Raw genomic sequence first — 22,327 nt, forward strand, 5'->3', positions numbered from 1 at the left:
CTGCCGGATTGTTGCGCTTGCAAGTTGCAGCCCTCCTCCTCATCAGATGAGGCGGCTTCGAAAATGCCGTCGGAGCGATGAGCGGGGCGGATGCTTCGATCACGCGACGCCGATACCGGCATAGGCGAAGCCGTGCTGTTCGGCGTCCGCCGACGCGTAGACGTTGCGCAGGTCGACGAGGACGGGGGCGGCCATCGTCGCCTTCAGCCGCGCCAGATCGAGTGCCCGGAACGCGTTCCACTCCGTCACGATCACCAGCGCGTCCGCCCCTTCGGCGCAGGCATAGGCATCCTCGGCATAGTCCACGCCCTGAAGAAGCGGCCGCGCCTGCTCCATCCCCTCCGGATCGTAGGCCACGATCCGGGCGCCGGCATCCTGCAAGCCGGCGATGATCGAGAGCGACGGCGCGTCGCGCATGTCGTCGGTGTTCGGCTTGAACGTCAGGCCCAGCAAAGCCACCCGCTTGCCCCGCACCGATCCGCCACAGGCCGCGATCACCTTGCGCGCCATCGCGCGCTTGCGCTGGTCGTTGACCGCCACCACCGTCTCGACGATCCGAACCGGCGTGCCGTAATCCTGCGCCGTCTTCACCAGCGCCAGCGTGTCCTTGGGAAAGCACGAGCCGCCATAGCCCGGCCCCGCATGCAGGAACTTAGACCCGATGCGGTTGTCGAGCCCGATGCCGCGGGCGACCTCCTGCACATTGGCGCCGACCTGCTCGCACAGATCGGCGATCTCGTTGATGAAGGTGATCTTGGTGGCCAGAAACGCGTTGGCGGCATACTTGGTCAGCTCGGCCGTGCGCCGGCCGGTGAACAGGATCGGCGCCTGGTTGAGGTAGAGCGGGCGGTAGACTTCCTGCATCACGGCGGCCGCGCGGGCATCCTCGGCGCCGATGACGATGCGGTCGGGGCGCTTGAAGTCGCCGATGGCGGCGCCCTCGCGCAGGAATTCGGGGTTGGAGGCGACGCCGATATCGAGGTCGGGGCGGGCCTCGCGCAGGATGCGCTCGACCTCGTCGCCGGTGCCGACGGGCACGGTCGATTTGGTGACGACGACGGCGTAGCCGGTCAGCGCCTCGGCGATCTCACGCGCCGCGGCATAGACGTAGGAGAGGTCGGCAAAGCCGTCGCCGCGGCGCGACGGCGTGCCGACGGCGATGAAGACGGCCTGGGCTCCTGCGACGGCGGGTTTGAGGTCGGTGGAGAAGGCGAGGCGCTTCTGGCGGACGTTCTCGGCGACCAGTGCGTCGAGGCCGGGCTCGTAGATCGGCATGCGGCCCTCATTGAGGGCGGCGATCTTTTCGGGATCCTTGTCGATGCAGACGACCTCGTGGCCGAAATCGGCGAGGCAGGCGCCCGACACCAAGCCCACATAGCCCGACCCAATCATCGCGATGCGCATCGATGTCTCCGCCGGGCCGACCGGATCAGATCCGGTTTGTTGCGGTGCAGTGTGTAGCTCGGTTCGGGGCTGGCGCAAACCATCGCCCGGCGACGTGCTCGGCAGCCGCCCTACAGCCGGTAATGCGCCGCCGCGCGGGAAAGATTCGGGTTGTAATAGGGATCGGCCCGCAGCACCGGCTCCCAACGCTCGCGCATCACCCGCGATTCGGCCTCGAACCGGGCGCGCTTTTCGGGCGTGTCCTCGGCGCCGCGGCTCTTCGATTCGTGGTGCACGAGGCGGGCATGCGGGGTCCAGACGATGCGGTAGCCGGCAGCGCGGATCTTCAGGCAGAGATCCACGTCGTTGAACGCCACCGCCAGATGCGCGGCGTCGAACCCCCCGACCTCGGAAAAGACGGCGGCCCGCATCGCGAGGCAGGCCCCGGTCACCGCCGAGACCTCCTGCGACAGCACCATGCGGGCGAAGTAGCCGGGCGCGCTGCCCGGCAGGCCGAGATGGCTGTGGCCGGCGATCCCGCCGATCCCGAGCACGATCCCGCCATGCTGGATCGTGCCGTCGGGATAGAGGAGCTTCGCCCCGACCGCGCCGATCTCGGGATCGCTCGCGATCGCGACGAGTTCGGTGAGCCAGCCCGGCTCCAGCACCTCGATGTCGTTGTTGAGAAACAGCAGGATCGTGCCCCGCGCCGCCGCCGCCCCGCGGTTCGACAGCTCCGAGAAATTGAACGGCCCCGGCGCGGGCAGCACGCGCAAGCGCGGATCGCCCGCGTGACGCGCGAACAGATCCCGCGTCGCCGGCTCGGTGCTGCCGTTGTCGACGACGATCACCTCCAGGGCCGGATAGTCGGTGCGCGCAAACAATCCATCGAGGACGACGCCGAGCAGCTCGGCCCGGTCGCGGGTCGGGATGACGACCGAGACCAGCGGCGCCGGCGCGGGCAGGGGCCGCACCAGCCGGTTGAAGCCCTCCGGGCCCCGCTCGGCCCGCGCGCCCTTGCGTGCCGCGATCTCGGTGAGTGCCCGCAGGCGCGCCTCCTCGGCGCGCGCCAGGGCCCGGTCCGAGAAGGTGCCGGAGCCGGCCGCCGCCCGCCAGTGGTAGAGCACCTTGGGGATGTGGCGCACCCGTGAGGCGTCCAGCCCCTCGGTCAGGCGCAGCAACAGGTCGTGGTCCTGGCTGCCCTCGAAGCCGGGCCGCAGGCCGCCGAGCCGCCGCAGAGCGTCGGTGCGGACCACGCAGAGATGGTTCACGTAGTTCTGCGTCCACAGCAATTCGCGGTCGTAGCCCGACTTGAAATGCGGCTCGAACCGGCGCCCGCGGCGGTCGACCTTGTCCTCGTCGCTGTAGATCAGCGCCAGTTCCGGATCCGCCCGGACCGCTCTGGCCACCTCGAACAGGGCATTCTCGGAAAGAAGGTCGTCGTGGTCGAGGAAGGCGGCGTAGGCGCCGCCCGCGAGACCGAGCGCCTCGTTGGTCGCCCGGGCGATGTGGCCGTTCTCAGGCCGGCGCACGGTGCGGATGCGCGGCTCCTCGGCGGCGTGGCGGGCGATCAGCCGCGGGATCCGCGGGTCGGTGGAGGCGTCGTCGGCGATGCAGAGTTCCCAGGCCGGGTAGAGTTGGCCCCGCACCGAGCGGATCGCCGCCTCCAGCACCCGCGGATCGGGATCGTGCACCGGCATCAGCACGGAAATGAGCGGCGGCGCCTCCCACCCCGCGATCTCGGCGCGGATCCGCGACCGCTCCGCCGCGGTGAGCCGGTCGAACCGGGCGATCCAGGCGGCGTAGCCGGTCTCGGCCCGGTGGGCGAGTGCCCGGGCGATCATCCCCCGGGCGCGGACCTTCAGGCCGAGGAGGCGCCAAGTGACCGCCTGCGCGGTGAGGCTGGGCTGGCGGGTGCCGGCGCGGGCCACGATCCCGAGACGCCCGCGGCGGCGGATGGCGAGGTCCCGCAGGGCGAAGGGATCGGTCCGCGACAGGGCGGTCAGGCGCAGGGCCGCGACCCCCGGCGGAAGGCGGCCGGTCCAGGCGAAGGCATCGCCGCCCAGCGGCTCCTCGGCCAGCGGCGCGCTCACGCCGTCGTCCGAGACCGCGCTCAGGAGGAGTCGGGCGATGCCGCCGCTACCGGCGTCGTGCCACGTCACGCTGACCCAGGCGCCGCCGAGCCCGGCGCCGGCGAGGTCGATGCGCAGGTCGGCCCCGTCCGTGCCCGTCACCGGCAGCTTCCGGCCCGCGAGCGTCGCCATCGCCGCCCTCAAGCCTCCCAGTTCTTCGAGACGGAGGCCCGCACGGCGTCGCTCAGCACCGTGTCGTAGACCACCATGTCGCGGGCGAAGCGCATGCCGCGCAGCAACTCGGCCAGGGCCAGCGTCTCGTTGGAGATCGGCAGCGGCAGCGGCAGCGGCGCCTCGATCCCGAGATGGTGGAACATCGAGGCCATGAAGGCCTCGAAGTAGTCGCGGTGGCCGACGACGTCGATGCGCGACAGCACCTCGACGGCGATGATGGAGCTGCCCGGCATCAGCCGGTCCTCCGGCACGTGGGTGCTGAGCTGGCGCGTCAGCGGGTTGTAGAGCAGGTGATAGGCCGGCTCCGGCATCATCCGGAACAGCCGCTTCAGGCTCTTCACGTCGGTGAAGTCGTAGTCGAGGGTGAAGGCCGCCGCCTCGACGAGGTTGCCGAGACGCCAGTGCTGCTCCGGGTTGGCGGCGATGCTCGCCCGCTCGCGCAGCCAAGTGAGGCGGCTCGCCATCTCCACGAAGGGATCGTGGACGAGGAGCATGGTGAGCGCGCCGCTCTGGACGAAGTGTCCCTCGTAGCGCGGATAGATGATCGAGCCCGCCATCAGGCAGGAATCGAGCGTGACGGTGTCGAACATCGCCCGCAGGATTTCGTCCGGAAACCGGCCGATCCCGAAATAGGATTGCCGGAAATAGGGAAACAGTGCGGTCTGGATCACCGTCTCCGGGCGGATATGCGCGTTGAGCAGGATGGCCTTCTTGTCGGTGAGGCCCGTCCGCGGCAGCCGCCGGTAGACCAAGACGTTGGTGTCGACGTCGTAGATCTCGAGCCGCTCGATGCCGGCCAGCCCCGGCACGTCGGTGTCGCGGACCTCGAAATGGCACTGGCCGGTCGCGTGCCAGCCGAACTTGACGAAGTTCTGGTCGGCATGGATCGCCGAGACTTCCGCCACGCGGCTTCCCTCGATGCAGACGGAGACACGGCTGATCGCCTGCGGGTTGTCCGGCACCACCCAGCCCCGGATCACATCGCCCTCGTCGGACGAAAGGAGAAATCGCATCCTTCGCTCGCCGTCCTCGGCCCTGTCCGCCCGGTCCGTACCCGTTCGCCGAGCCCGGCCGCTCGGCTGCAGCGCGGCGCTGTCCTTCGCTTCGCGCTTGCCGCCCTCGTCGGGACGGCGTTCGGCGAGGGCACGTCCCGCGGCGCACTCTTAGCCGATTTTTGCCGCGTTGAGGCAATGGGGGCCGGCAAGTGGGCCTTGGCGGCCATCGGGGAGCGCGCGGCGTGTTTCCGCGGCTCGTATGAAATTCCGTGAACGCCCCGCTTGCGGAGCCGGTCGGCACCGGCTATAGCCGCGGCCTCGCAGGACGCCGGGGCCGCTCGAAAGGGCCACCCGGAAGACCTGCCGGGGCGCGTAGCTCAGCGGGAGAGCACTACCTTGACATGGTAGGGGTCACAGGTTCGATCCCTGTCGCGCCCACCATCCCGATCCGCCGGGATGATCGAGAGGACCAAGGCTCCGGAGACGGGGCCTTTTTCTTTGGCCGGAGCATCCGCCGCCGGGAGCCGCGCCGCACGGGCTGTCCCGCATGCCGTCCGGTGTGCCGTCACCGAGATCCCTGACGACAGAAAACCCCGCCGTTTCCGGCGGGGCTCTCTTGGATCCGGGCCTCCGATCCCGAGGGATCGGAGACATTCGATCAGGCGTGGGCGAGGGCCGCGTTCGGCACCGCCGCGTTGTTGTTGGCGTGGTGCTGCTTCAGCATTGGCCGCAGGACGGCCACCGCCAGCGCTGCCGCGATCAGGTCCATCGTCGCGACGGTGTAGAGCACCGTCGACCAGGTCCCCGTCGCCTGCATGATCAGGTTGCCGACCGGCACGAACAGCGCGGCGAAGCCCTTGGCGCAGTAGAGGACGCCGTAGATCTTGCCGATGTGCTTCGAACCGAAGGTGTCGGCGGCGGTGGCGCTGAACAGCGAGTACACTTCGCCCCAGGCCAGGAACACGATGCCCGACAGGATCACGAACGCCCAGGGGTTCGAGCCGAAGTAGCCGAGCGCGACGATGCCGATGCCCTCCATCGCGAAGGCGATGAACATCGTCTTCTCACGGCCGATCCGGTCGGAGATCCAGCCGAAGAGCGGACGCGAGATGCCGTTCATGACGCGGTCGAGCATCAGGGCGAAGGGCAGGGCGGCCATGGTGAAGAAGTACAGGTTCACCTGGAAATGCTTCACGCCGAGGTCGGTCGCGATGACACCGAGCTGGGCCACCGCCATCAGGCCGCCGGTGACCGTGCAGGTGAACATCAGCAGCATGACGTAGAAGACCGGCGTACGCAGGGCCTCGCCGAGGGTGTAGTCGCGGCGGGTCTGCAGCACCTTGGTGGAGTACTTCACCTCGTCCTTGGCCGGGGCGCGCATGAACAGGGCGGCGAGGATGATGACCGAGCCCTGGATCAGGCCGAAGGTGAAGAAGGCCTGGGCGTAGCTGCCGGCGTCGATCATCTTGGCGATCGGGATGATCGTCAGCGCCGAGCCCGCGCCGTAGCCGCCCGCGGTGAGGCCGACCGCGAGGCCGCGCTTGTCCGGGAACCACTTCAGGGCGTTGTTGATGCAGGTGGCGTAGACGCAGCCGACGCCGATGCCGCCGAGCACGGAGCCGAGATAGAAGCCCCAGATCGAGGTTGCGTAGGAATTCGTCACCCAGGCCGCACCCGTCATCAGGCCGCCGAACATCACGACACGGCTCGGGCCGTACTTGTCGATGAAGTAGCCCTCGATCGGCGTCAGCCAGGTCTGGACGACGACGAAGATCGTGAAGGCGACCTGGATCGCCGCGCGATCCCAGCCGAAGGTCTTCTGGATTTCAGGAACGAACAGAGTCCAGGCGTACTGGATGTTGGCTGCAGCCACCATGCAGACGACGCCGAAGATGATTTGCAGCCACCGGTTTGAAGACGGAACCGGCCGATCCGGGGCAGTGGTCGACAGTGCCATGAGCGTGCTCCCTCGTTCCTGCACAGACATGAAAGCCTGTTGGGTAGGTTTGGCGTTTTCGGCTGGAGAAGCGCCGGTGCAGGTTGTTGCGATTCCTCACTCTGCCCACCGGATCCGAGGGGCCATCTCGTCCTGGGCATTGGTATGCATTATTTGGTATGCCAGCGATGCAGGCAAGCGAAATAATGCGAAATCTCGCATGAAAGTGACGACGCGGACGGATGAAAAGCTGGGAACCCCAGGAAAAAGCGCGGAATCAGGCCGTCTGGGGCGCAAGGGGGGTATTCCAAAAGGGCCAATCGGCACCATCGTGCGAAGCGCACGCGGGCGGATGAGCGATAATTCCGTCTTGAGGCGTTTGGGTCAATGGTCCGATTCGTCTTGCGGAAATCTTTCGAAGACCTTCGTCGACGATCCAACGGATTGCCCGTTACGCTGCCTCGGGCGCGCGATAGCTAAGGCCCGATCGCGATCTTGCATGGCCAAGCCGATCCGGCCGCGTGCGGGCGCCGTTCTTGCTTGAGGGCGCGCGGAACGGGCGCCCCTTCCGCACAGAACCACCTCGACAGACCTCGCGAACCTTGCATCCTGTCCGGCGAGGCCAAGGAACCCTTCGATGCCCTATCGTCACACCGTCGGCCCCCGCACCCACGTCTTCGCCGATCTGGCGACGCTGATGGCGAAGGCGACGCCGGTGCGCTCCGGCGACTGCCTCGCGGGCATCGCCGCGGAGTCGGCCGAGGAGAACATGGCCGCGCGCTGGTGCCTCGCCGAGGTGCCTCTGAAGGAGATCCTGGCGCGGCCGCTGATCCCCTACGAGGCCGACGACGTCACACGCCTGATCCTCGACGATCACGACGAGGCGGCCTTCGCCGAGATCGCCAGCCTGACCGTCGGCGACTTCCGTGAGTTCCTGCTCACCGCCTCGTCCGAGATGCTCGCCCGCATTGCGCCGGGCGTGACCCCGGAGATCGCCGCGGCGGTCTCGAAGATCATGCGCAACCAGGACCTGATCCTGGTCGCCCGGAAATGTCGCGTCGTCACGCGCTTCCGCAACACGATCGGCCTGCCGGGCACGCTCGCGGTGCGGCTCCAGCCCAACCATCCGACCGACGATCCGGCCGGCGTCACCGCCTCGATCCTCGACGGGCTCTCCTACGGCTGCGGCGACGCGGTGATCGGCATTAACCCGGTCTCCGACTCGATCCAGACCATGGGGACGCTGCTGACCCTGTTCGACAGCATCATCGAGAGGCTGGAGATCCCGACGCAGGCCTGCGTGCTGACCCATGTCACCACGACGCTCGACGCGATGAACCGCGGCCTGCCGGTCGATCTGGTGTTCCAGTCGATCGCCGGGACCCAGCGCGCCAATGCGAGCTTCGGCGTGACGCTCCCGATCCTGCAGGAAGCGCACGAGGCGGCGCTCGCGCTCAAGCGCGGCACGCTTGGCGACAACGTGATGTATTTCGAGACCGGCCAGGGCTCGGCGCTGTCGGCGGACGCGCATCACGGCATCGACCAGCAGACGCTGGAGGCCCGCGCCTACGCCGTCGCCCGGCGCTACCGGCCGCTCCTCGTCAACACCGTCGTCGGCTTCATCGGCCCGGAATATCTCTACGACGGCAAGGAGATCATCCGCGCCGGGCTGGAGGACCATTTCTGCGGCAAGCTGATGGGCGTGCCGCTGGGCGTCGACGTCTGCTACACCAACCATGCCGAGGCCGATCAGGACGACATGGACACGCTCCTGACCCTGCTGGGCGCGGCCGGCTGCACCTACGTGATGGGCATTCCCGGTGCCGACGACGTGATGCTGAACTACCAGTCCACCTCGTTCCACGATCAACTCTACATCCGCGAGGTGCTGGGCCTGAGGCGCGCGCCCGAATTCGAGGAATGGCTCGCCCGGATCGGTCTCACCGATGCGAGCGGAACGCTCCTGCCCGGCGGCGCCGAGTCCCGCCTGCTCACCGCCGCCCCGGATCTCGCCGCATGAGCACGCAGACCGACGCTCTCTGGCGGCGGCTCGCCCGCCTCACCCCGGCCCGGATCGGTCTCGGCCGCGCCGGCGCCGGCCTGCCGACCCGCGAGGTGCTGAAGTTCGGCCTCGCCCACGCCCAGGCCCGCGATGCCGTGCACACGCCGATGGACGCCGCCGCGATCGCCGGCGCCGTCGAGGCGCTCGGGCTGCCGACCGTGACCGTGACCTCGGGGGCGGAGGATCGCGCCACCTATCTGCGCCGGCCCGATTACGGGCGCCGCCTCTCGCCGGAGGGCCTGAAGGCGCTCTCCGACACCGCCGCCGAGTCCGTCGATCTCGCCCTCGTGGTGGCCGACGGCCTCTCGGCGCGGGCGGTGCACGAGGGCGCCGCCGCCCTGCTCGCCGCCTTCAAGCCCCATGCGGAACGGGCCGGCTGGCGCCTCGCCCCGGTGGTCGTCGCGACCCAGGCGCGGGTCGCGCTGGGGGATGCGGCCGGGGCGGCGCTGCGGGCCCGGGCGGTGGTGGTGGTGATCGGCGAGCGTCCCGGCCTGTCCTCGCCGGACAGCCTCGGCCTCTACGTCACCTTCGATCCGAAGCCCGGGCGCTCGGATGCGGAACGAAACTGCATTTCGAACGTCCGGCCCGCGGGCCTGAGCTTCGATCTGGCCGCGTTCAAGCTGAACTGGCTCCTGACCCAGGCCTTCGCCCGCGGATTGACGGGCGTGAATCTCAAGGACGAGAGCGACCGGCTGATCGAGGCGGGCACGCCCGACCCGGCCATCGGCAGAGGCTGAGCCCCTTCGCCGGAAAGCCGGGGCGTCGCCGCGATGACCGGCGACGGACTTCCGGGAGGGGACGACGCAAGATCGATGGCCGGGAGCGTCGTCCCGAAGCGATCTTCAGGATAGGGCTACTGATGGACAAGGCAGCGCCGAGTGTCGAAGGACCGGCACTCGGCCGCATTATTGATCACTTGGCAGCCCGGATGAAAAACAAGCCTCGTCCGGGACCGGGCGCGGGCGAAGACGCGTTGATTGTACGAAGTCTTCCCGGCGCCGGCATAAGCTGGGCTGTTGCGGGCTCGACACACCGCGAAAGCAACCTGACTTTGCCTTGAGCTGTGCCTTTGAGCGCCGCAATCCCACCATAAACCGGGACGACTTCCGGGGTCGCGGTAAACGCTGTCGCTCCAACGCCTTACCGCAGAGTTTCGAGGACGTCGAAGGACGTTTTTCCGCGCTGGACCGTGAGGGCCTGGGCGGACCTCGGGGGCGTAACGGGACCGGGGCACGAGATCAGCGATGGACGCGCGTCAGACCGACAAGTCGAAGCTGCCGAGCCGGCACGTGACGGAAGGGCCCGAGCGCGCGCCGCACCGCTCTTACCTCTACGCCATGGGCCTCACCACCGAGCAGATCCATCAGCCGCTGGTCGGCGTCGCGTCGTGCTGGAACGAGGCCGCGCCCTGCAACATCTCGCTGATGCGACAGGCCCAGGCCGTGAAGAAGGGCGTCGCCGCCGCGAAGGGCACCCCGCGCGAGTTCTGCACCATCACGGTCACCGACGGCATCGCCATGGGGCACGGCGGCATGCGCGCCTCGCTGCCGTCGCGCGAGGTCATCGCCGATTCGGTCGAGCTGACCATCCGCGGCCATTCCTACGACGCCCTCGTGGGCTTGGCCGGCTGCGACAAGTCCCTGCCCGGCATGATGATGGCCATGGTGCGCCTCAACGTGCCGTCGATCTTCATCTATGGCGGCTCGATCCTGCCGGGTTCCTTCCGCGGCCGGCCGGTGACGGTGCAGGACCTGTTCGAAGCGGTCGGCAAGGTCGCCGTCGGCGACATGAGCCTCGACGACCTCGACGAACTGGAGCGGGTCGCCTGCCCCTCGGCCGGCGCCTGCGGCGCGCAGTTCACCGCCAACACCATGGCCACCGTCTCCGAGGCGATCGGCCTCGCGCTGCCCTACTCGGCGGGCGCGCCCGCCCCTTACGAGATCCGCGACCAATTCTGCGCCGCGGCCGGCGAGAAGGTGATGGAGCTGATCGCCAAGAACATCCGCCCGCGCGACATCGTCACCCGCAAGAGCCTCGAGAACGCCGCCGCGACGGTGGCGGCCTCGGGCGGCTCGACCAACGCGGCCCTGCACCTGCCGGCGATCGCGCATGAATGCGGCATCGAGTTCACCCTGTTCGACGTCGCCGAGATCTTCAAGCGGACCCCCTACATCGCCGACCTGAAGCCCGGCGGGCGCTACGTCGCCAAGGACATGTTCGAGGTCGGCGGCATCCCGCTGCTGATGAAGACGCTGCTCGACCATGGCTATCTCCACGGCGACTGCCTGACGGTGACCGGCCGCACGATCGCGGAGAACCTCGCCAAGGTCGCCTGGAACCCGGATCAGGACGTGGTGCGCCCGGCCGACCAGCCGATCACCGTCACCGGCGGCGTGGTCGGGTTGAAGGGCAACCTCGCCCCCGAGGGCGCGATCGTGAAGGTCGCCGGCATGCCCGCCGAGAAACAGGTTTTCACCGGTCCGGCCCGCGTCTTCGACGGCGAGGAGGCCTGTTTCGAGGCGGTGCAGAACCGCACCTACAAGCCGGGCGAAGTTCTGGTCATCCGCTACGAGGGCCCGAAGGGAGGCCCCGGCATGCGCGAGATGCTCTCGACCACCGCCGCCCTCTACGGCCAGGGCATGGGCGACAAGGTCGCCCTCATCACCGACGGGCGCTTCTCCGGCGCGACCCGCGGCTTCTGCGTCGGCCATGTCGGCCCCGAGGCCGCCATCGGCGGGCCGATCGGCCTGCTGCGCGACGGCGACATCATCACCCTGGACGCGATTCAAGGCACGCTCGACGTGGCGCTCTCCGACGAGGAACTCGCGCAGCGCCGCAGCGAATGGACGCCGCGGGGCAACACCGCGACCTCCGGCTATCTCTGGAAATACGCGCAGACCGTCGGGCCTGCCGTGAACGGCGCCGTCACCCATCCGGGCGGCGCCAGGGAGACGCAGAGCTATGCCGACATCTAGAACCGTCCCTTTCCGGCCCGCGCGGCCGGTCGGGGTCGATCTGGGTCGGCTCCGCACGGGGCTGCTGGCCGGGTTCCTGGGCTTCTGCCTGGCGATCGCCGCCGTCGATCCCGGCACCGCCCTCGACGCCACCGCCCGCACCCCGGTTCCCGAGAAGGGTTTTCGCTCGGGTCGCGATGCGTTGAGATCAGGCGTGCGCGACTACAACGCGGGCGACAAGCAGGGCGCCGTTCGCGCTCTGGAATACGCCGCCGACCAGGGCCAGACCCTGGCGCTGTGGAAGCTCGGCCGCATGTACGCGGACGGCGACGGCGTGCCCCACGACGACCTGAAGGCCTTCGAGTACTTCTCGCGGATCGCCGACGACAACACCGACGATTCGCCCGACACGCCGAATTCCGGTGTGGTGGCGAGCGCCTTCAACGCGCTCGGCACGTACTTCCTGGAGGGGATCAAGGGCACCTACGTGCGCTCGAACCCCGAGCGCGCCTACGACATGTTCAACTACGCGGCGTCGTATTTCGGCGACCCCAACGCGCAGTACAACCTCGCCCGGCTCTATCTCGACGGCACCGGCGTCGAGCAGGATCCGCGGAAAGCCGCGCGCTGGTTCAACCTCGCCGCGGAGAAGGGGCATCGGCAGGCGCAGGCGCTGCTCGGCGATATGCTCGTCAACGGCACCGGCGTGCAGCGCCAGACCGTGAAGGGCCTGACCTGGCTCGCCATCGCCCGCACGGGCGCGCAGGGCGCGGCCGACACCTGGATCGTCGATCTCTACGACAAGGCCTGGGCCTCGGCGAGCGAAGCCGACCGGACCGATGCGATGGCGCAGGCGCAGTCGTTGCCCACGGGCTCGACCCGGCGGCGGCGGTAGCCGCCGAATCTCCCTCCGCCGCCGGACGGCGGAGGGGGCGCTGGCGGCTTCACCCGTCGCTCAACTCCACCGTCACCGGCACGTGGTCCGACGGCTTCTCCAGGCCGCGCAGGTGCTTCTGCACCGAGGCCGAGACGAGGCGGTCGGCGGCCTGCGGCGAGAGCAGCAGGTGGTCGATTCGGATCCCCTGGTTCCGCGGCCAGCAGCCGGCCTGATAGTCCCAGAAGGTGTAGAGCCCCGCGCTCGGCTCGCAGGCCCGCAGGCCATCCGTAAAGCCCTCGGCCAGCAGCGCGCGGAAGGCACGGCGGGTCTCGGGGAGAAACAGCGCGTCCTGGGTCCAGGCGGCCGGGTCGGCGGCGTCCTCGGGCTCGGGGATGACGTTGAAGTCGCCCGCCAGCACGAGGGCATCCTCGGAGGCCATCAGGGCGCGGGCATGCGCCTTCAGGCGGGCCATGAAGGCGAGCTTGTAGCTGTATTTCGGCCCCGGGGCCGGGTTGCCGTTCGGCAGGTAGATCGAGGCGACCCGCACCGGCGCCACGCCCTCGCCGTGCACCAGCGCCTCGATGTAGCGCGCCTGCTCGTCCTCGGCGTCGCCGGGCAGGCCGCGCAGGAGCTGGGTGTATTGGAGCGGCGCGCGCACCAGCAGGGCGACGCCGTTATAGGCCTTCTGCCCTAGCGTCTCGACCGCATAGCCCGCCGCCTCGATCTCCTCCCGTGGGAAGGACGCGTCCTGGCATTTCAGCTCCTGCAGGCAGACCACGTCGGGCTTGGCCTCGTCGAGGAAGCCCAGCAGGTGGCCGACCCGCTGCTTGATCGAGTTGACGTTCCAAGTGGTGATCCGCATGGGGCGTGAGGCTCGGCCGGAAAGGGGCTTCGTCATCGGGCCTTCGCGCGGTCCTGGCAAGGCGGCGGCGAGGGGAGATCACCAATGGACGCGTCGTGGTTCGAGCCGGTGCGGGCCTATTGCGAGCGCGGCGACGCCGCCTTCTGGGCCGAGCCGGTCAACGCGCTGACCAACGGCGCCTTCCTGATCGCGGCCGCGCTCGCCGCCCGGCGCGCCCGCGGCGACGGGCCGGTCCTGGCGCTGGCCGCCGTGACCTTCGTGGTCGGGATTGGCTCGTTCCTGTTCCACACCCTGGCCAACCGCTGGTCGATGCTGGCCGACGTGATCCCGATCGCGGTCTTCATCTACGGCTACTTCGCCCTCGCCATGGCCCGCTTCTTCGGCCTCCGGCCAGCGGCGGCGACCGCCCTGACGCTGGCCTTCGCCGCCCTCAGTTTCGGCCTGACCCCGACCCTCGACGCGCTGGCCGGGCGGTCCGTCTCAAGCCTCACCAATGGCTCGATCGATTACGCCCCCGCGGTGCTGGCTCTCCTCGGCGTCGGCCTCGCGCTGCTGAAGCGGGCGCCCGGCACCGCCCGTTCGGTGCTCGTGACCGCCGGCCTCTTCCTCGTCTCGCTGAGCTTCCGCACGATCGATGTGAGCGCCTGCCCGCGCCTGCCGCTCGGCACGCATTTCCTCTGGCACCTGCTCAACGCGTTGGTGCTCTACCGCCTGCTGATCGCGGCCACCCGGTTCCGAGCCTGAGACAAGGACCGAGGATCGCAAAGGGATCATCCCTTTGCCGGGGTATCGGGGCAGCGCCCCGATCTCCCTTCACCAGGGCTCCGCCCTGGACCCGCGAAAGGACTTGTCCTTTCGAAACCTGGATTTCACCCGCCGATCCCGCGAGCCTTCAGGCTGTCGCCGATCTCCTCCAGCGTGGCCGGGTCCTCGATGGTCGGAGGCATGGCGAAGTCCTCGCCGTCGGCGATGCGCTTCATCGTGCCGCGCAGGATCTTGCCTGAGCGCGTCTTCGGCAGGCGCCCCACGGTCAGCGCCAGCTTGAATGCGGCCACGGGGCCGATCTCCTCGCGCACCCGGGCGACCAGCTCGCGTTCGATCGTGTCGGGATCCTTGGCGGTGCCGGCTTTCAGCACCACGAAGCCGCAGGGCGCCTCGCCTTTGAGCGAATCGCGGATGCCGATCACCGCGCATTCGGCGACGTCCGGGTGGGCGGCGAGCACCGCCTCCATGCCGCCGGTGGAGAGGCGGTGGCCCGCGACGTTGATGATGTCGTCGGTCCGGCCGAGCACCGTGACGTAGCCGTCCGCGTCCACCACGCCCGCATCCGAGGTGTCGTAGAAGCCGGGGAAGGTCGCGAGATAGCTCTGGCGGAAGCGCTCGTCCGAGCCCCACAGGGTCGGCAGGCAGCCGGGCGGCAGGGGCAGCCTGAGCGCGATGGTGCCCATGGTGCCGGCGGGGACCGGCTTGCCGGCTTCGTCGAGGACGTGGAGGTCGTAGCCCGGCATCGGCTTGGCGGTGGAGCCGTACTTCACCGGCAGCCGCTCGATGCCGATCGGGTTGCCGGCGATGGCCCAGCCGGTCTCGGTCTGCCACCAATGGTCGATCACAGGCCGCTCCAGCGCCCGCTCGGCCCAGGCGACCGAATCCGGATCGGCCCGCTCGCCCGCCAGGAACAGGGCGCGGAACCGCGAGAGATCGTATCCCGCGATCTGTTCCGCGCGCGGGTCCTCCTTCTTGATGGCGCGCAGGGCCGTGGGGGCCGTGAACAGGGTGCAGACGCCGTGCTCGGCGACGACCCGCCAGAAGGCGCCGGCATCGGGCGTGCCGACCGGCTTGCCCTCGTAGAGCACCGTGGTGCAGCCGTGCAGCAGCGGCGCGTAGACGATGTAGGAGTGGCCCACCACCCAGCCGATGTCGGAGGCGCAGAAATAGACCTCGCCGGGCGCCACGCCGTAGAGGTTGGCCATCGACCACGCGAGCGCGACGCAGTAGCCGCCGCTGTCGCGCACCACGCCCTTGGGGCGCCCGGTCGTGCCCGAGGTGTAGAGGATGTAGAGCGGGTCGGTCGCCGCCACCGGCACCGGCTCGGCCCGGCGCCCCGCTTGACGTGCCCGCGCCACGCTCTGCGCCCAGTCCCGGTCGCGGCCCTCGATCAGGCTCGCCTCGGCCTGCGGCCGCTGGAGGATCAGGCAGGCGTCGGGCTTGTGGCTGGAACGGGCGATCGCCGCGTCGAGCAGCGGCTTGTAGGCGACGACCCGCGCTGGCTCGATGCCGCAGGAGGCCGCCAGGATGACCTTGGGCGCGGCATCCTCGATCCGCGCGGCGAGTTCGTTGGCGGCAAAGCCGCCGAACACCACCGAGTGGATCGCGCCGATCCGGGCGCAGGCGAGCATGCCGAACAGCGCCTCGGGCACCATCGGCATGTAGATCACCACCCGGTCCCCCTTGCCCACGCCGAGATCGGCGAGGAGACCGGCGAGCACGGCCACCTCGTCGCGCAACTCGCCGTAGGTGATGGTGCGCTTGGTGCCGGTGACGGGTGAGTCGTGGATGATCGCGGCCTGGTCGGCGCGTCCTCCCGCGGCGTGCCGGTCGACGGCGTTGCGGCAGACATTGAGCCGGGCGTCGGGAAACCAGCGGCCGTAGACGCCCTCCCCGGGATCGAAGGCGCGGGTCGGCGCGGCGTCCCAGTCGATCGCCGCCGCGGCCTTCAGCCAGAAGCCTTCCCTGTCCGCGAGGGAGGCGGCGTGGAGCGCGGCGTAGGGGCCTTCGGGCAGGACGACGGACATCGGCGTTTCCTCGTGCGGCCGGTTGCTCCGGCCTGTTCGAGGGCGATGATAGCGCGGATTTTCCCGCCGCGCGCCGCTCCGACAGCAGAACCGCCGCGCTGGTGTCCCAGGCGGCGGTGACGTCTTGGTCCGAGTCGGGAGAGGAAGAGAAGCCGGCGGCGTCTCCCGGGGCGAGGCCGGCAGGCGCGCCGCTAGTGGGGGGTGCTCCCGCGCAGGCGCTCGATTTCGTCCTTGAGGTGCAGTTTCTTACGCTTGAGTTCGGCGATGCGCAGATCGTCGCTGGCGAGGGATTGCATCGCGTCGTGAAGCTCGCGCTCCAGGGCTTCGTGCTTGGCGGCGAGCTGGCTCAAATGCGTCTGCAAGGACATGAGGTGTCGCTCCTGTCACTGTTTCGGACGCGGGTAGACTGGCACAGGATGGCGGGCGTGTCGAAGCCATTCGGCGGCAAAATGGATGCGCCGATAACAAGATGATTTCAAATTATCCGGAGGGGCGGGTGAAGTGACGGCCGGGGCTAAACTTGACCGTTCCCAGGTCCGTCAGGGCGGGAGAACCGGGTCGCGCGCCTTGCTCCGGGATCGGGCTTGGCGCATGGTCGCCCCCGGTCAAGGCCGGTGATGTGTTTCGAGCAATGATGGCGGACGAGGTTGCCAACGATGCGGTCGCGGATCCGGCCGGGGAGCTCAGTCGGTTGCGCGAGGAGCACCGGGATCTCGACGAGGCCATCGAGGCGCTGAAGCTCAGCGTCGCCGTCGATCAGCTCCAGTTGCAGCGGCTCAAGAAGCGCAAGCTCGTCCTGCGCGACCGGATCACCCATCTGGAAGACCAGATCACGCCGGACATCATCGCGTGACGGGAGGGCCGGGACGGGCGTGACCGCCCCGGCGCCTGTCCTTCTCGGTCGGCGGAACGAGGCCTATTTGGCCAGATAGGCCGAGACGCTCGACACGCGGGTGCCGACCATCCGGACCGCCTTGCGGAGGCGCTCGTCGGAGACCTGGAGCAGGTCGGCCCAGTGCTTGCGGGTGGTGCTGTCGTGGATGTCGATATGGGTGGTGTTGCGGGCGCGCGTGTTCTGGTCCGCGGAGGACATTTGAGGGCTCGCTGAGGTAAGGGGTCCGGCCGCAACCGGCCGTTTCCTGCACAACGCGGTCGGGTGGTTTCGGCTCCGGCCGATTCCACGAGAATCGGAAGGATTTTTGCCGGCCGCGCTCCGTCGCTCCGCCGTGCCATCGGCCGCCCCTCGCGCCCGTCTCAACACCTCGCGGCACGGGCCGCCTTGCCGGAGCGCGGCACCCCCTGTTATTCGGCCTCTTCGCGGGCCGGCCGGCCCGCCTCCTCGCAATGGGCCAGACGACGATGACGGGATCGCCCCCGGTCGCGATCATCATGGGAAGCCAGTCGGACTGGGCGACCATGCGCAACGCCGCCGAGACGCTGGACGCGCTTGGTGTCCCCTACGACGCGCGGATCGTCTCGGCCCACCGCACGCCGGACCGGCTCGTCGCCTTCGCCAAGGGCGCCAAGGCGGCCGGCTTCAAGGTGGTGATCGCGGGCGCGGGCGGCGCGGCGCATCTGCCCGGCATGGCCGCCGCGATGACGCCGCTGCCGGTCTTCGGCGTGCCGGTCGAATCGAAGGCGCTGTCGGGGCAGGACAGTCTGCTCTCCATCGTGCAGATGCCCGCCGGCATCCCTGTCGGCACGCTGGCGATCGGCCGCGCGGGCGCCGTCAACGCGGCGCTCCTCGCCGTCGCCGTGCTGGCGCTCACCGATGCCGACCTCGCCGGCCGGCTCGACGCGTGGCGCGCCCGCCAGACCGAGGCCGTCGCCGAGCGTCCGGACTCCTCTCAAACCTGACAACCAGACGAAGCGCCATGGCCTCTCCCGCGTCCACGCCGATGATCCGGCCCGGCGGCACCCTCGGCATCGTCGGCGGCGGCCAGCTCGGCCGCATGATCGCGCTCGCCGCGGCCGATTACGGCCTGAAGGTCCACATCTACGCCCCCGACGCCGACAGCCCGGCCTTCGACGTGGCCCATGCCCACACGCTGGCGCCCTACGACGACGCGGCGGCGCTCGCCGCCTTCGCCGATGCCTGCGACGTGGTCACCTACGAGTTCGAGAACATCCCCCACGCCACCGCCGCGGTGCTCGCCGAGCATGCCATCCTGCGCCCGAGCGCGACGGCGCTGCTCACCACCCAGGACCGTCTCTCCGAGAAGGATTTCGTCGCGTCGCTCGGCATCCCGACCGCGCCCTACCGGGCGGTCGATTCGGCCGAGGATCTGGTCCGGGCGCTCGACGCGCTCGGGCGCCCCGCCGTGCTGAAGACCCGGCGCTTCGGCTACGACGGCAAGGGCCAGCGAATGATCCGCGAGGGCGACGACGCGGCCGCCCTGCTCGCCGAATTCAAGGGCGTGCCCTGCATCCTCGAAGGGTTCGTGCCGTTCGAGCGCGAGATCTCGGTGGTCGCCGCGCGCGGACCCGACGGGGCGTTCGCCGCCTACGACCCCTGCGCCAACGAGCACCGCGACCACATCCTCGCCTTCACCCGCGTGCCCGCGCCGGGCCTCACCCGCGCCACCGGCGACGCGGCGGTCGCCATCGCCCGCGCGATCGCCGAGGCGCTGGACTATGTCGGCGTGTTCGCCGTCGAGATGTTCGAGATCGCCGGCCCCGAGGGCGCCGCCCGCCTCGTGGTCAACGAGATCGCGCCCCGCGTCCACAATTCCGGTCACTGGACCAGCGAGGGCGCGCTGACCTCGCAATTCGCCCAGACCGTGCGCGCCGTCTGCGGCTGGCCGCTCGGCGACACCGGCCGCACCGGCGGCATGGCGGTGGAGATGGAGAACCTCATCGGCGCCCAGGCCGATGCCTGGGCCGAACTGCTCGCGGAGCCGGGGGCTCATCTCCACCTCTACGGCAAGGCCGAGAGCCGTCCCGGCCGCAAGATGGGCCACGTCACCCGGCTCAAGCCGCTCGGCTAAAGCTTGACCCTTCGATCTGTCGCTTCGCCGCAACAGCAAACCACAGTCGAACCCGGTTCGAAGCCTTCCGCGAATGCGTGAAGACAGGGGCCACACCTTCGCCACATCCCGAGGTTTGAGCGGAAGGACGGGGCGTGCGTGAAGGCGCCGTGCGTGTTCTCCGGCGACCGCCGGGCGAGCCCGCAGGTCCTTCCCGAAATCGTCTCGTGAATACCTCCGCTCCACGGCTTGGCTCCCCGCGTGGGCCTCGTCGGCGATCCGGATGTTTTGCGAGACCGTTTAAGCGCCCATTCACCGTGATGCGGCAGCGTGCGCGACGGGATGATCCGGGCCCTCGAGGGGCCGCCGCGGAGATCCGGGCAAGCGGGCGCGGGGGAGAACGTGAAGATGATCGGGATGACGCTGGACGGACGCAAGGCGAGGCTGATCGGGGCCGTCGCGCTGACGGCCGCGGCGCTGGCCGGCTGCGAGACCTATGGCAGCGCGTCCGCCCCGCGCCAGTTCGCGGTGCTGGAGACCGACACCACGGGCGCCACCAACGTCAACATCGCCTCGCTCAGCGACGTGATCTCCCGCAACCCGTCGGATGCCGGCGCCTACGTCACCCGCGGCGCCGCCTATGCCCGTTCGGGGCAGTTCGGCGAGGCGATCAGCGACTTCTCGAAGGCGATCCAGCTCGATCCGAACTCGGCCTCGGCCTACAACAACCGGGCGCTGGCCTACCGCCAGACCGGCCGCAACGACGCGGCGATGCAGGATTTCTCGAAGGCGATCGCCACCGATCCGAACTTCTCCGCCGCCTATATCGGCCGGGCGAACCTGGAACGTGCCCAGGGCGATCTCAACGGCGCGCTCAACGACCTCAACGTCGCGATCCGCCTCGCCCCCGAATCGGCCGAGGCCTACCACGCCCGCGGCCTCGTGCGGCAGAAGCAGGGGCAGAACCCGGAGGCGATCGGCGACTTCGCCGCGGCCATCGACCGCAACCCCTTCGTCGCCGCCCCCTACGCCGCGCGCGGCCAGAGCCTGATCTCGCTGAACCAGTACGACAAGGCGATCGAGGACTTCAACGCGGCGCTGAACGTGAACTCGAAGGACGCCTCGTCCTGGGCCTATCGCGGGCTGGCCTACGAGAAGACGAACCGCCGCAAGGAGGCGAACGAGAGCTACCAGCAGGCGGCCCGCCTCGATCCCAACAACGTCGTGGCCAAGCAGGGCGTCGGCCGCATGCAGGGCGGCCTGTTCTAGGGCGCCTTCCGACGAGGTGGTCCATCGGTTCGCCGGAAGAAGACGCGTCTCAAACTGAGACTTGGAGGCGCCGGCCCGATGCGCGGTGCGGGCGGGTACGACAATGGCGCCGGATCCCGTCTCGGCGTCGCCGCACCGCTCGAGCGGGAATCGACGCTTCCGCTCGATCCAGCGTGACGCGACGCCGGCCCGGCGCCGGCTTCATCGGAAGAGACGGTGCGAAGGAAGGCGCCGCACCGGCGCCGAACGTCGCTTCCTCGCTCGCGTCACCGCAGGGAAAGCGGCCGCGATCCCGTTGCGGGCAACTTGAAATTTGTGGGCGGCCCTCTCAGAGACTGCTTTTGCGGTTTATAATTCCGGTCAGACCCCGATCCAATGCGGGTCGGAATCGGAAGAAGTGAGGGAGTGGCTGATGCCGGACGGACCCGAACTGCTCAATGGACGGCATGTCCTCGTCGTCGAGGACGAGTACTTCATCGCCGATGACATGCGGCGCGTGTTCGAAGAGAGCGGGGCGCAAGTGATCGGCCCCGTCGGAAACATCGATGACGCCCTGGCGGTGATCGCCGAATCCCCGCGCATCGACGGTGCGGTGCTCGACATCAACCTGCGCGAGGTCATGGTCTTCCCGGTCGCCGACGCGCTCCGGGCACGCGGCGTGCCGTTCGTCTTCGCCACCGGCTACGAGGAGAACGCCGTCCCGAAGCGCCTTCGGGACGCGATCCGTTGCGAGAAGCCGATCGAGCCGGCCCGCTTGGCCGAGGCGCTGTTCGGCCAGGCCGCGACCTGTTGAGTCGGTCGCGCCGGGAGCAGCTTCAGCCGCCCGGCGCGCTCTCCGGCCGGCGATGCTCGGAGGCGATGCGGCGCACGGTGCCGGTGTTCGAGCGGTAGACCACGGTCTCCGTCTCGATGAGGCCGGGGCGGAAGCGCACGCCCGAGAGCAGGGCCCCGGTGGTCACCCCGGTGGCCGCGACGATGACGTCGCCGCGCGCCATGTCGTGCATGTCGTATTTCCGGTTCGGGTCGGTGATGCCCATCTTGGCCGCCCGCGCCCGCTTGTCGGCGGAATCGAGGATCAGCCGTCCCTGCATCTGGCCGCCGATGCAGCGCAGGGCGCTCGCGGCGATCACCCCCTCCGGCGCGGCGCCCGTGCCCATATAGATGTCGACGCCGGTCTCGTCGGGCTTGGTGCAGTGGATGATCGCGGCGATGTCGCCATCGGAGATGAGCCGGATGCCGGCGCCGGTGTCGCGCACGGCGGCGATCAGGTCCATGTGGCGCGGCCGGTCGAGGATGATGGCGGTGATGCCGGCGGGCTCGACGCCCTTGGCGCGGGCGAGCGAGGCGATGTTCTTGGCCGGGCTCCAGTCGAGATCCACCGTGCCCGGCGGGTAGCCGGGGCCGATGGCGATCTTCTGCATGTAGACGTCGGGGGCGGCGAGCAGCGAGCCGCGCTCGGCCAACGCCATCACGGCGATGGCGCCCGGCATGTCCTTGGCGCAGAGCGTCGTGCCCTCCAGCGGATCGACGGCGATGTCGACGGACGGGCCGTGGCCGGTGCCGACCCGTTCGCCGATGAACAGCATCGGCGCCTCGTCGCGCTCGCCCTCGCCGATCACCACGCTGCCCTCGATCGGCAGCACCATCAGCTCAGCGCGCATGGCATCGACGGCGGCCTGATCGGCCTCCTTCTCGCGGCCATGGCCCCGCAGGCGGGCCGCGGCGATGGCGGCGGCTTCCGTCACCCGCACCAGTTCGAGGGTCAGGCCCCGCGCCGTGGGATCGCTGAAGATCCCGGTCTTAGCCACCGACATCGCCCTACGTTCCTTATCCCCTCGGGTCCGGTCTGTTCCGGCCGGTGCCGATTGTCTCATCTCGCCCCGGACCGTTCTCGGATCCGTTCGGGACGAAGCGCGGTGCCATGA

20 protein-coding genes and 1 tRNA gene are annotated in these 22,327 nt (G+C 69.5%); 12 read left to right on the forward strand and 9 right to left on the reverse strand.

The genetic code is table 11. The features are described from left to right. Nucleotides 1-99 precede the first annotated feature (99 nt). The 3 genes from HNR51_RS01555 to HNR51_RS01565 all read right to left on the reverse strand — a co-directional run bounded on the left by HNR51_RS01555 (nt 100) and on the right by HNR51_RS01565 (nt 4,702). Nucleotides 100-1,404 (reverse strand): UDP-glucose dehydrogenase family protein, encoded by a 1,305-nt coding sequence (locus HNR51_RS01555; RefSeq protein WP_182553776.1) that lies wholly within the window; start codon nt 1,402-1,404, stop codon nt 100-102. A gap of 110 nt (nt 1,405-1,514) precedes the next feature. Continuing rightward, entirely contained in the window at nt 1,515-3,647 is a 2,133-nt protein-coding gene (locus HNR51_RS01560; protein ID WP_182553777.1) for a glycosyltransferase family 2 protein, read from the reverse strand. Nucleotides 3,648-3,655: 8 nt separating this feature from the next. Continuing rightward, nucleotides 3,656-4,702, reverse strand: a complete 1,047-nt coding sequence (locus HNR51_RS01565; RefSeq protein ID WP_012453750.1) for a hypothetical protein — start codon at nt 4,700-4,702, stop codon at nt 3,656-3,658. 348 nt (nt 4,703-5,050) lie between these two features. On the opposite strand from HNR51_RS01565, the gene HNR51_RS01570 reads away from it, so the two are divergent. Beyond that, nucleotides 5,051-5,125 (forward strand) — tRNA-Val (locus tag HNR51_RS01570). Between the two features lie 217 nt (nt 5,126-5,342). On the opposite strand, the gene oxlT is transcribed toward HNR51_RS01570, so the two are convergent. Beyond that, entirely contained in the window at nt 5,343-6,641 is a 1,299-nt protein-coding gene (gene oxlT, locus HNR51_RS01575; RefSeq protein WP_012453814.1) for an oxalate/formate MFS antiporter, read from the reverse strand. Nucleotides 6,642-7,257: 616 nt separating this feature from the next. Here oxlT and HNR51_RS01580 point away from each other — a divergent pair. The 5 genes from HNR51_RS01580 to HNR51_RS01600 all read left to right on the forward strand — a co-directional run bounded on the left by HNR51_RS01580 (nt 7,258) and on the right by HNR51_RS01600 (nt 12,531). Continuing rightward, a complete protein-coding gene (locus tag HNR51_RS01580; protein WP_182553778.1) occupies nt 7,258-8,640 on the forward strand; it encodes an ethanolamine ammonia-lyase subunit EutB in 1,383 nt (460 codons plus the stop codon). Then, a complete protein-coding gene (gene eutC / locus HNR51_RS01585; protein ID WP_182553779.1) occupies nt 8,637-9,419 on the forward strand; it encodes an ethanolamine ammonia-lyase subunit EutC in 783 nt (260 codons plus the stop codon). The genes HNR51_RS01580 and eutC overlap by 4 nt, the downstream gene beginning before the upstream one ends. 122 nt (nt 9,420-9,541) lie before the next feature. Next, nucleotides 9,542-9,742, forward strand: coding sequence for a hypothetical protein (locus tag HNR51_RS01590; RefSeq protein ID WP_182553780.1), 201 nt, complete (start codon nt 9,542-9,544; stop codon nt 9,740-9,742). 184 nt (nt 9,743-9,926) lie between these two features. After that, entirely contained in the window at nt 9,927-11,657 is a 1,731-nt protein-coding gene (gene ilvD / locus HNR51_RS01595) for a dihydroxy-acid dehydratase (RefSeq protein WP_182553781.1), read from the forward strand. After that, entirely contained in the window at nt 11,644-12,531 is an 888-nt protein-coding gene (locus tag HNR51_RS01600; protein WP_182553782.1) for a tetratricopeptide repeat protein, read from the forward strand. Before ilvD ends, HNR51_RS01600 begins: the two co-directional genes overlap by 14 nt. Nucleotides 12,532-12,580: 49 nt before the next feature. Here HNR51_RS01600 and xth read toward each other — a convergent pair whose 3' ends face one another. Continuing rightward, on the reverse strand, nt 12,581-13,375 hold the full coding sequence (xth, locus tag HNR51_RS01605; protein WP_182553783.1) for an exodeoxyribonuclease III: 795 nt from the start codon (nt 13,373-13,375) through the stop codon (nt 12,581-12,583). Between the two features lie 84 nt (nt 13,376-13,459). Between xth and HNR51_RS01610 the strand changes: the two genes are divergently transcribed. Then, nucleotides 13,460-14,119 carry a ceramidase domain-containing protein gene (locus HNR51_RS01610; protein WP_182553784.1) on the forward strand — a complete coding sequence of 220 codons (660 nt, stop codon included), beginning with the start codon at nt 13,460-13,462 and terminating at the stop codon, nt 14,117-14,119. A gap of 125 nt (nt 14,120-14,244) precedes the next feature. Here the strand turns inward: HNR51_RS01610 and HNR51_RS01615 are convergent, their stop codons facing one another. Next, entirely contained in the window at nt 14,245-16,167 is a 1,923-nt protein-coding gene (locus HNR51_RS01615; protein WP_182553785.1) for a propionyl-CoA synthetase, read from the reverse strand. Nucleotides 16,168-16,358: 191 nt separating this feature from the next. Beyond that, entirely contained in the window at nt 16,359-16,535 is a 177-nt protein-coding gene (locus HNR51_RS01620) for a YdcH family protein (protein WP_012453822.1), read from the reverse strand. A gap of 263 nt (nt 16,536-16,798) precedes the next feature. On the opposite strand from HNR51_RS01620, the gene HNR51_RS01625 reads away from it, so the two are divergent. Further along, the gene (locus HNR51_RS01625) at nt 16,799-17,020 is read left to right on the forward strand and encodes a YdcH family protein (RefSeq protein WP_017485313.1); all 222 of its coding nucleotides are present in this window, start codon (nt 16,799-16,801) and stop codon (nt 17,018-17,020) included. 63 nt (nt 17,021-17,083) lie between these two features. On the opposite strand, the gene HNR51_RS01630 is transcribed toward HNR51_RS01625, so the two are convergent. Further along, nucleotides 17,084-17,260 (reverse strand): DUF3606 domain-containing protein, encoded by a 177-nt coding sequence (locus tag HNR51_RS01630; RefSeq protein WP_012453824.1) that lies wholly within the window; start codon nt 17,258-17,260, stop codon nt 17,084-17,086. A gap of 266 nt (nt 17,261-17,526) precedes the next feature. Here HNR51_RS01630 and purE point away from each other — a divergent pair, with 266 nt between their 5' ends. The 4 genes from purE to HNR51_RS01650 all read left to right on the forward strand — a co-directional run bounded on the left by purE (nt 17,527) and on the right by HNR51_RS01650 (nt 21,195). After that, a complete protein-coding gene (purE, locus tag HNR51_RS01635) occupies nt 17,527-18,024 on the forward strand; it encodes a 5-(carboxyamino)imidazole ribonucleotide mutase (RefSeq protein WP_041371953.1) in 498 nt (165 codons plus the stop codon). A 17-nt stretch (nt 18,025-18,041) separates the two neighbouring features. Beyond that, nucleotides 18,042-19,154, forward strand: a complete 1,113-nt coding sequence (locus HNR51_RS01640; protein WP_152276823.1) for a 5-(carboxyamino)imidazole ribonucleotide synthase — start codon at nt 18,042-18,044, stop codon at nt 19,152-19,154. Between the two features lie 387 nt (nt 19,155-19,541). Beyond that, a complete protein-coding gene (locus HNR51_RS01645) occupies nt 19,542-20,402 on the forward strand; it encodes a tetratricopeptide repeat protein (RefSeq protein WP_182553786.1) in 861 nt (286 codons plus the stop codon). Nucleotides 20,403-20,814: 412 nt separating this feature from the next. After that, nucleotides 20,815-21,195, forward strand: a complete 381-nt coding sequence (locus HNR51_RS01650) for a response regulator (RefSeq protein WP_012453828.1) — start codon at nt 20,815-20,817, stop codon at nt 21,193-21,195. Between the two features lie 22 nt (nt 21,196-21,217). On the opposite strand, the gene glpX is transcribed toward HNR51_RS01650, so the two are convergent. After that, nucleotides 21,218-22,216 carry a class II fructose-bisphosphatase gene (glpX, locus tag HNR51_RS01655; RefSeq protein ID WP_012453829.1) on the reverse strand — a complete coding sequence of 333 codons (999 nt, stop codon included), beginning with the start codon at nt 22,214-22,216 and terminating at the stop codon, nt 21,218-21,220. Nucleotides 22,217-22,327: the final 111 nt, after the last annotated feature.

The sequence above is a fragment of the Methylorubrum thiocyanatum genome (assembly GCA_014138645.1).
Taxonomy (GTDB): Bacteria; Pseudomonadota; Alphaproteobacteria; order Rhizobiales; family Beijerinckiaceae; genus Methylobacterium; species Methylobacterium thiocyanatum.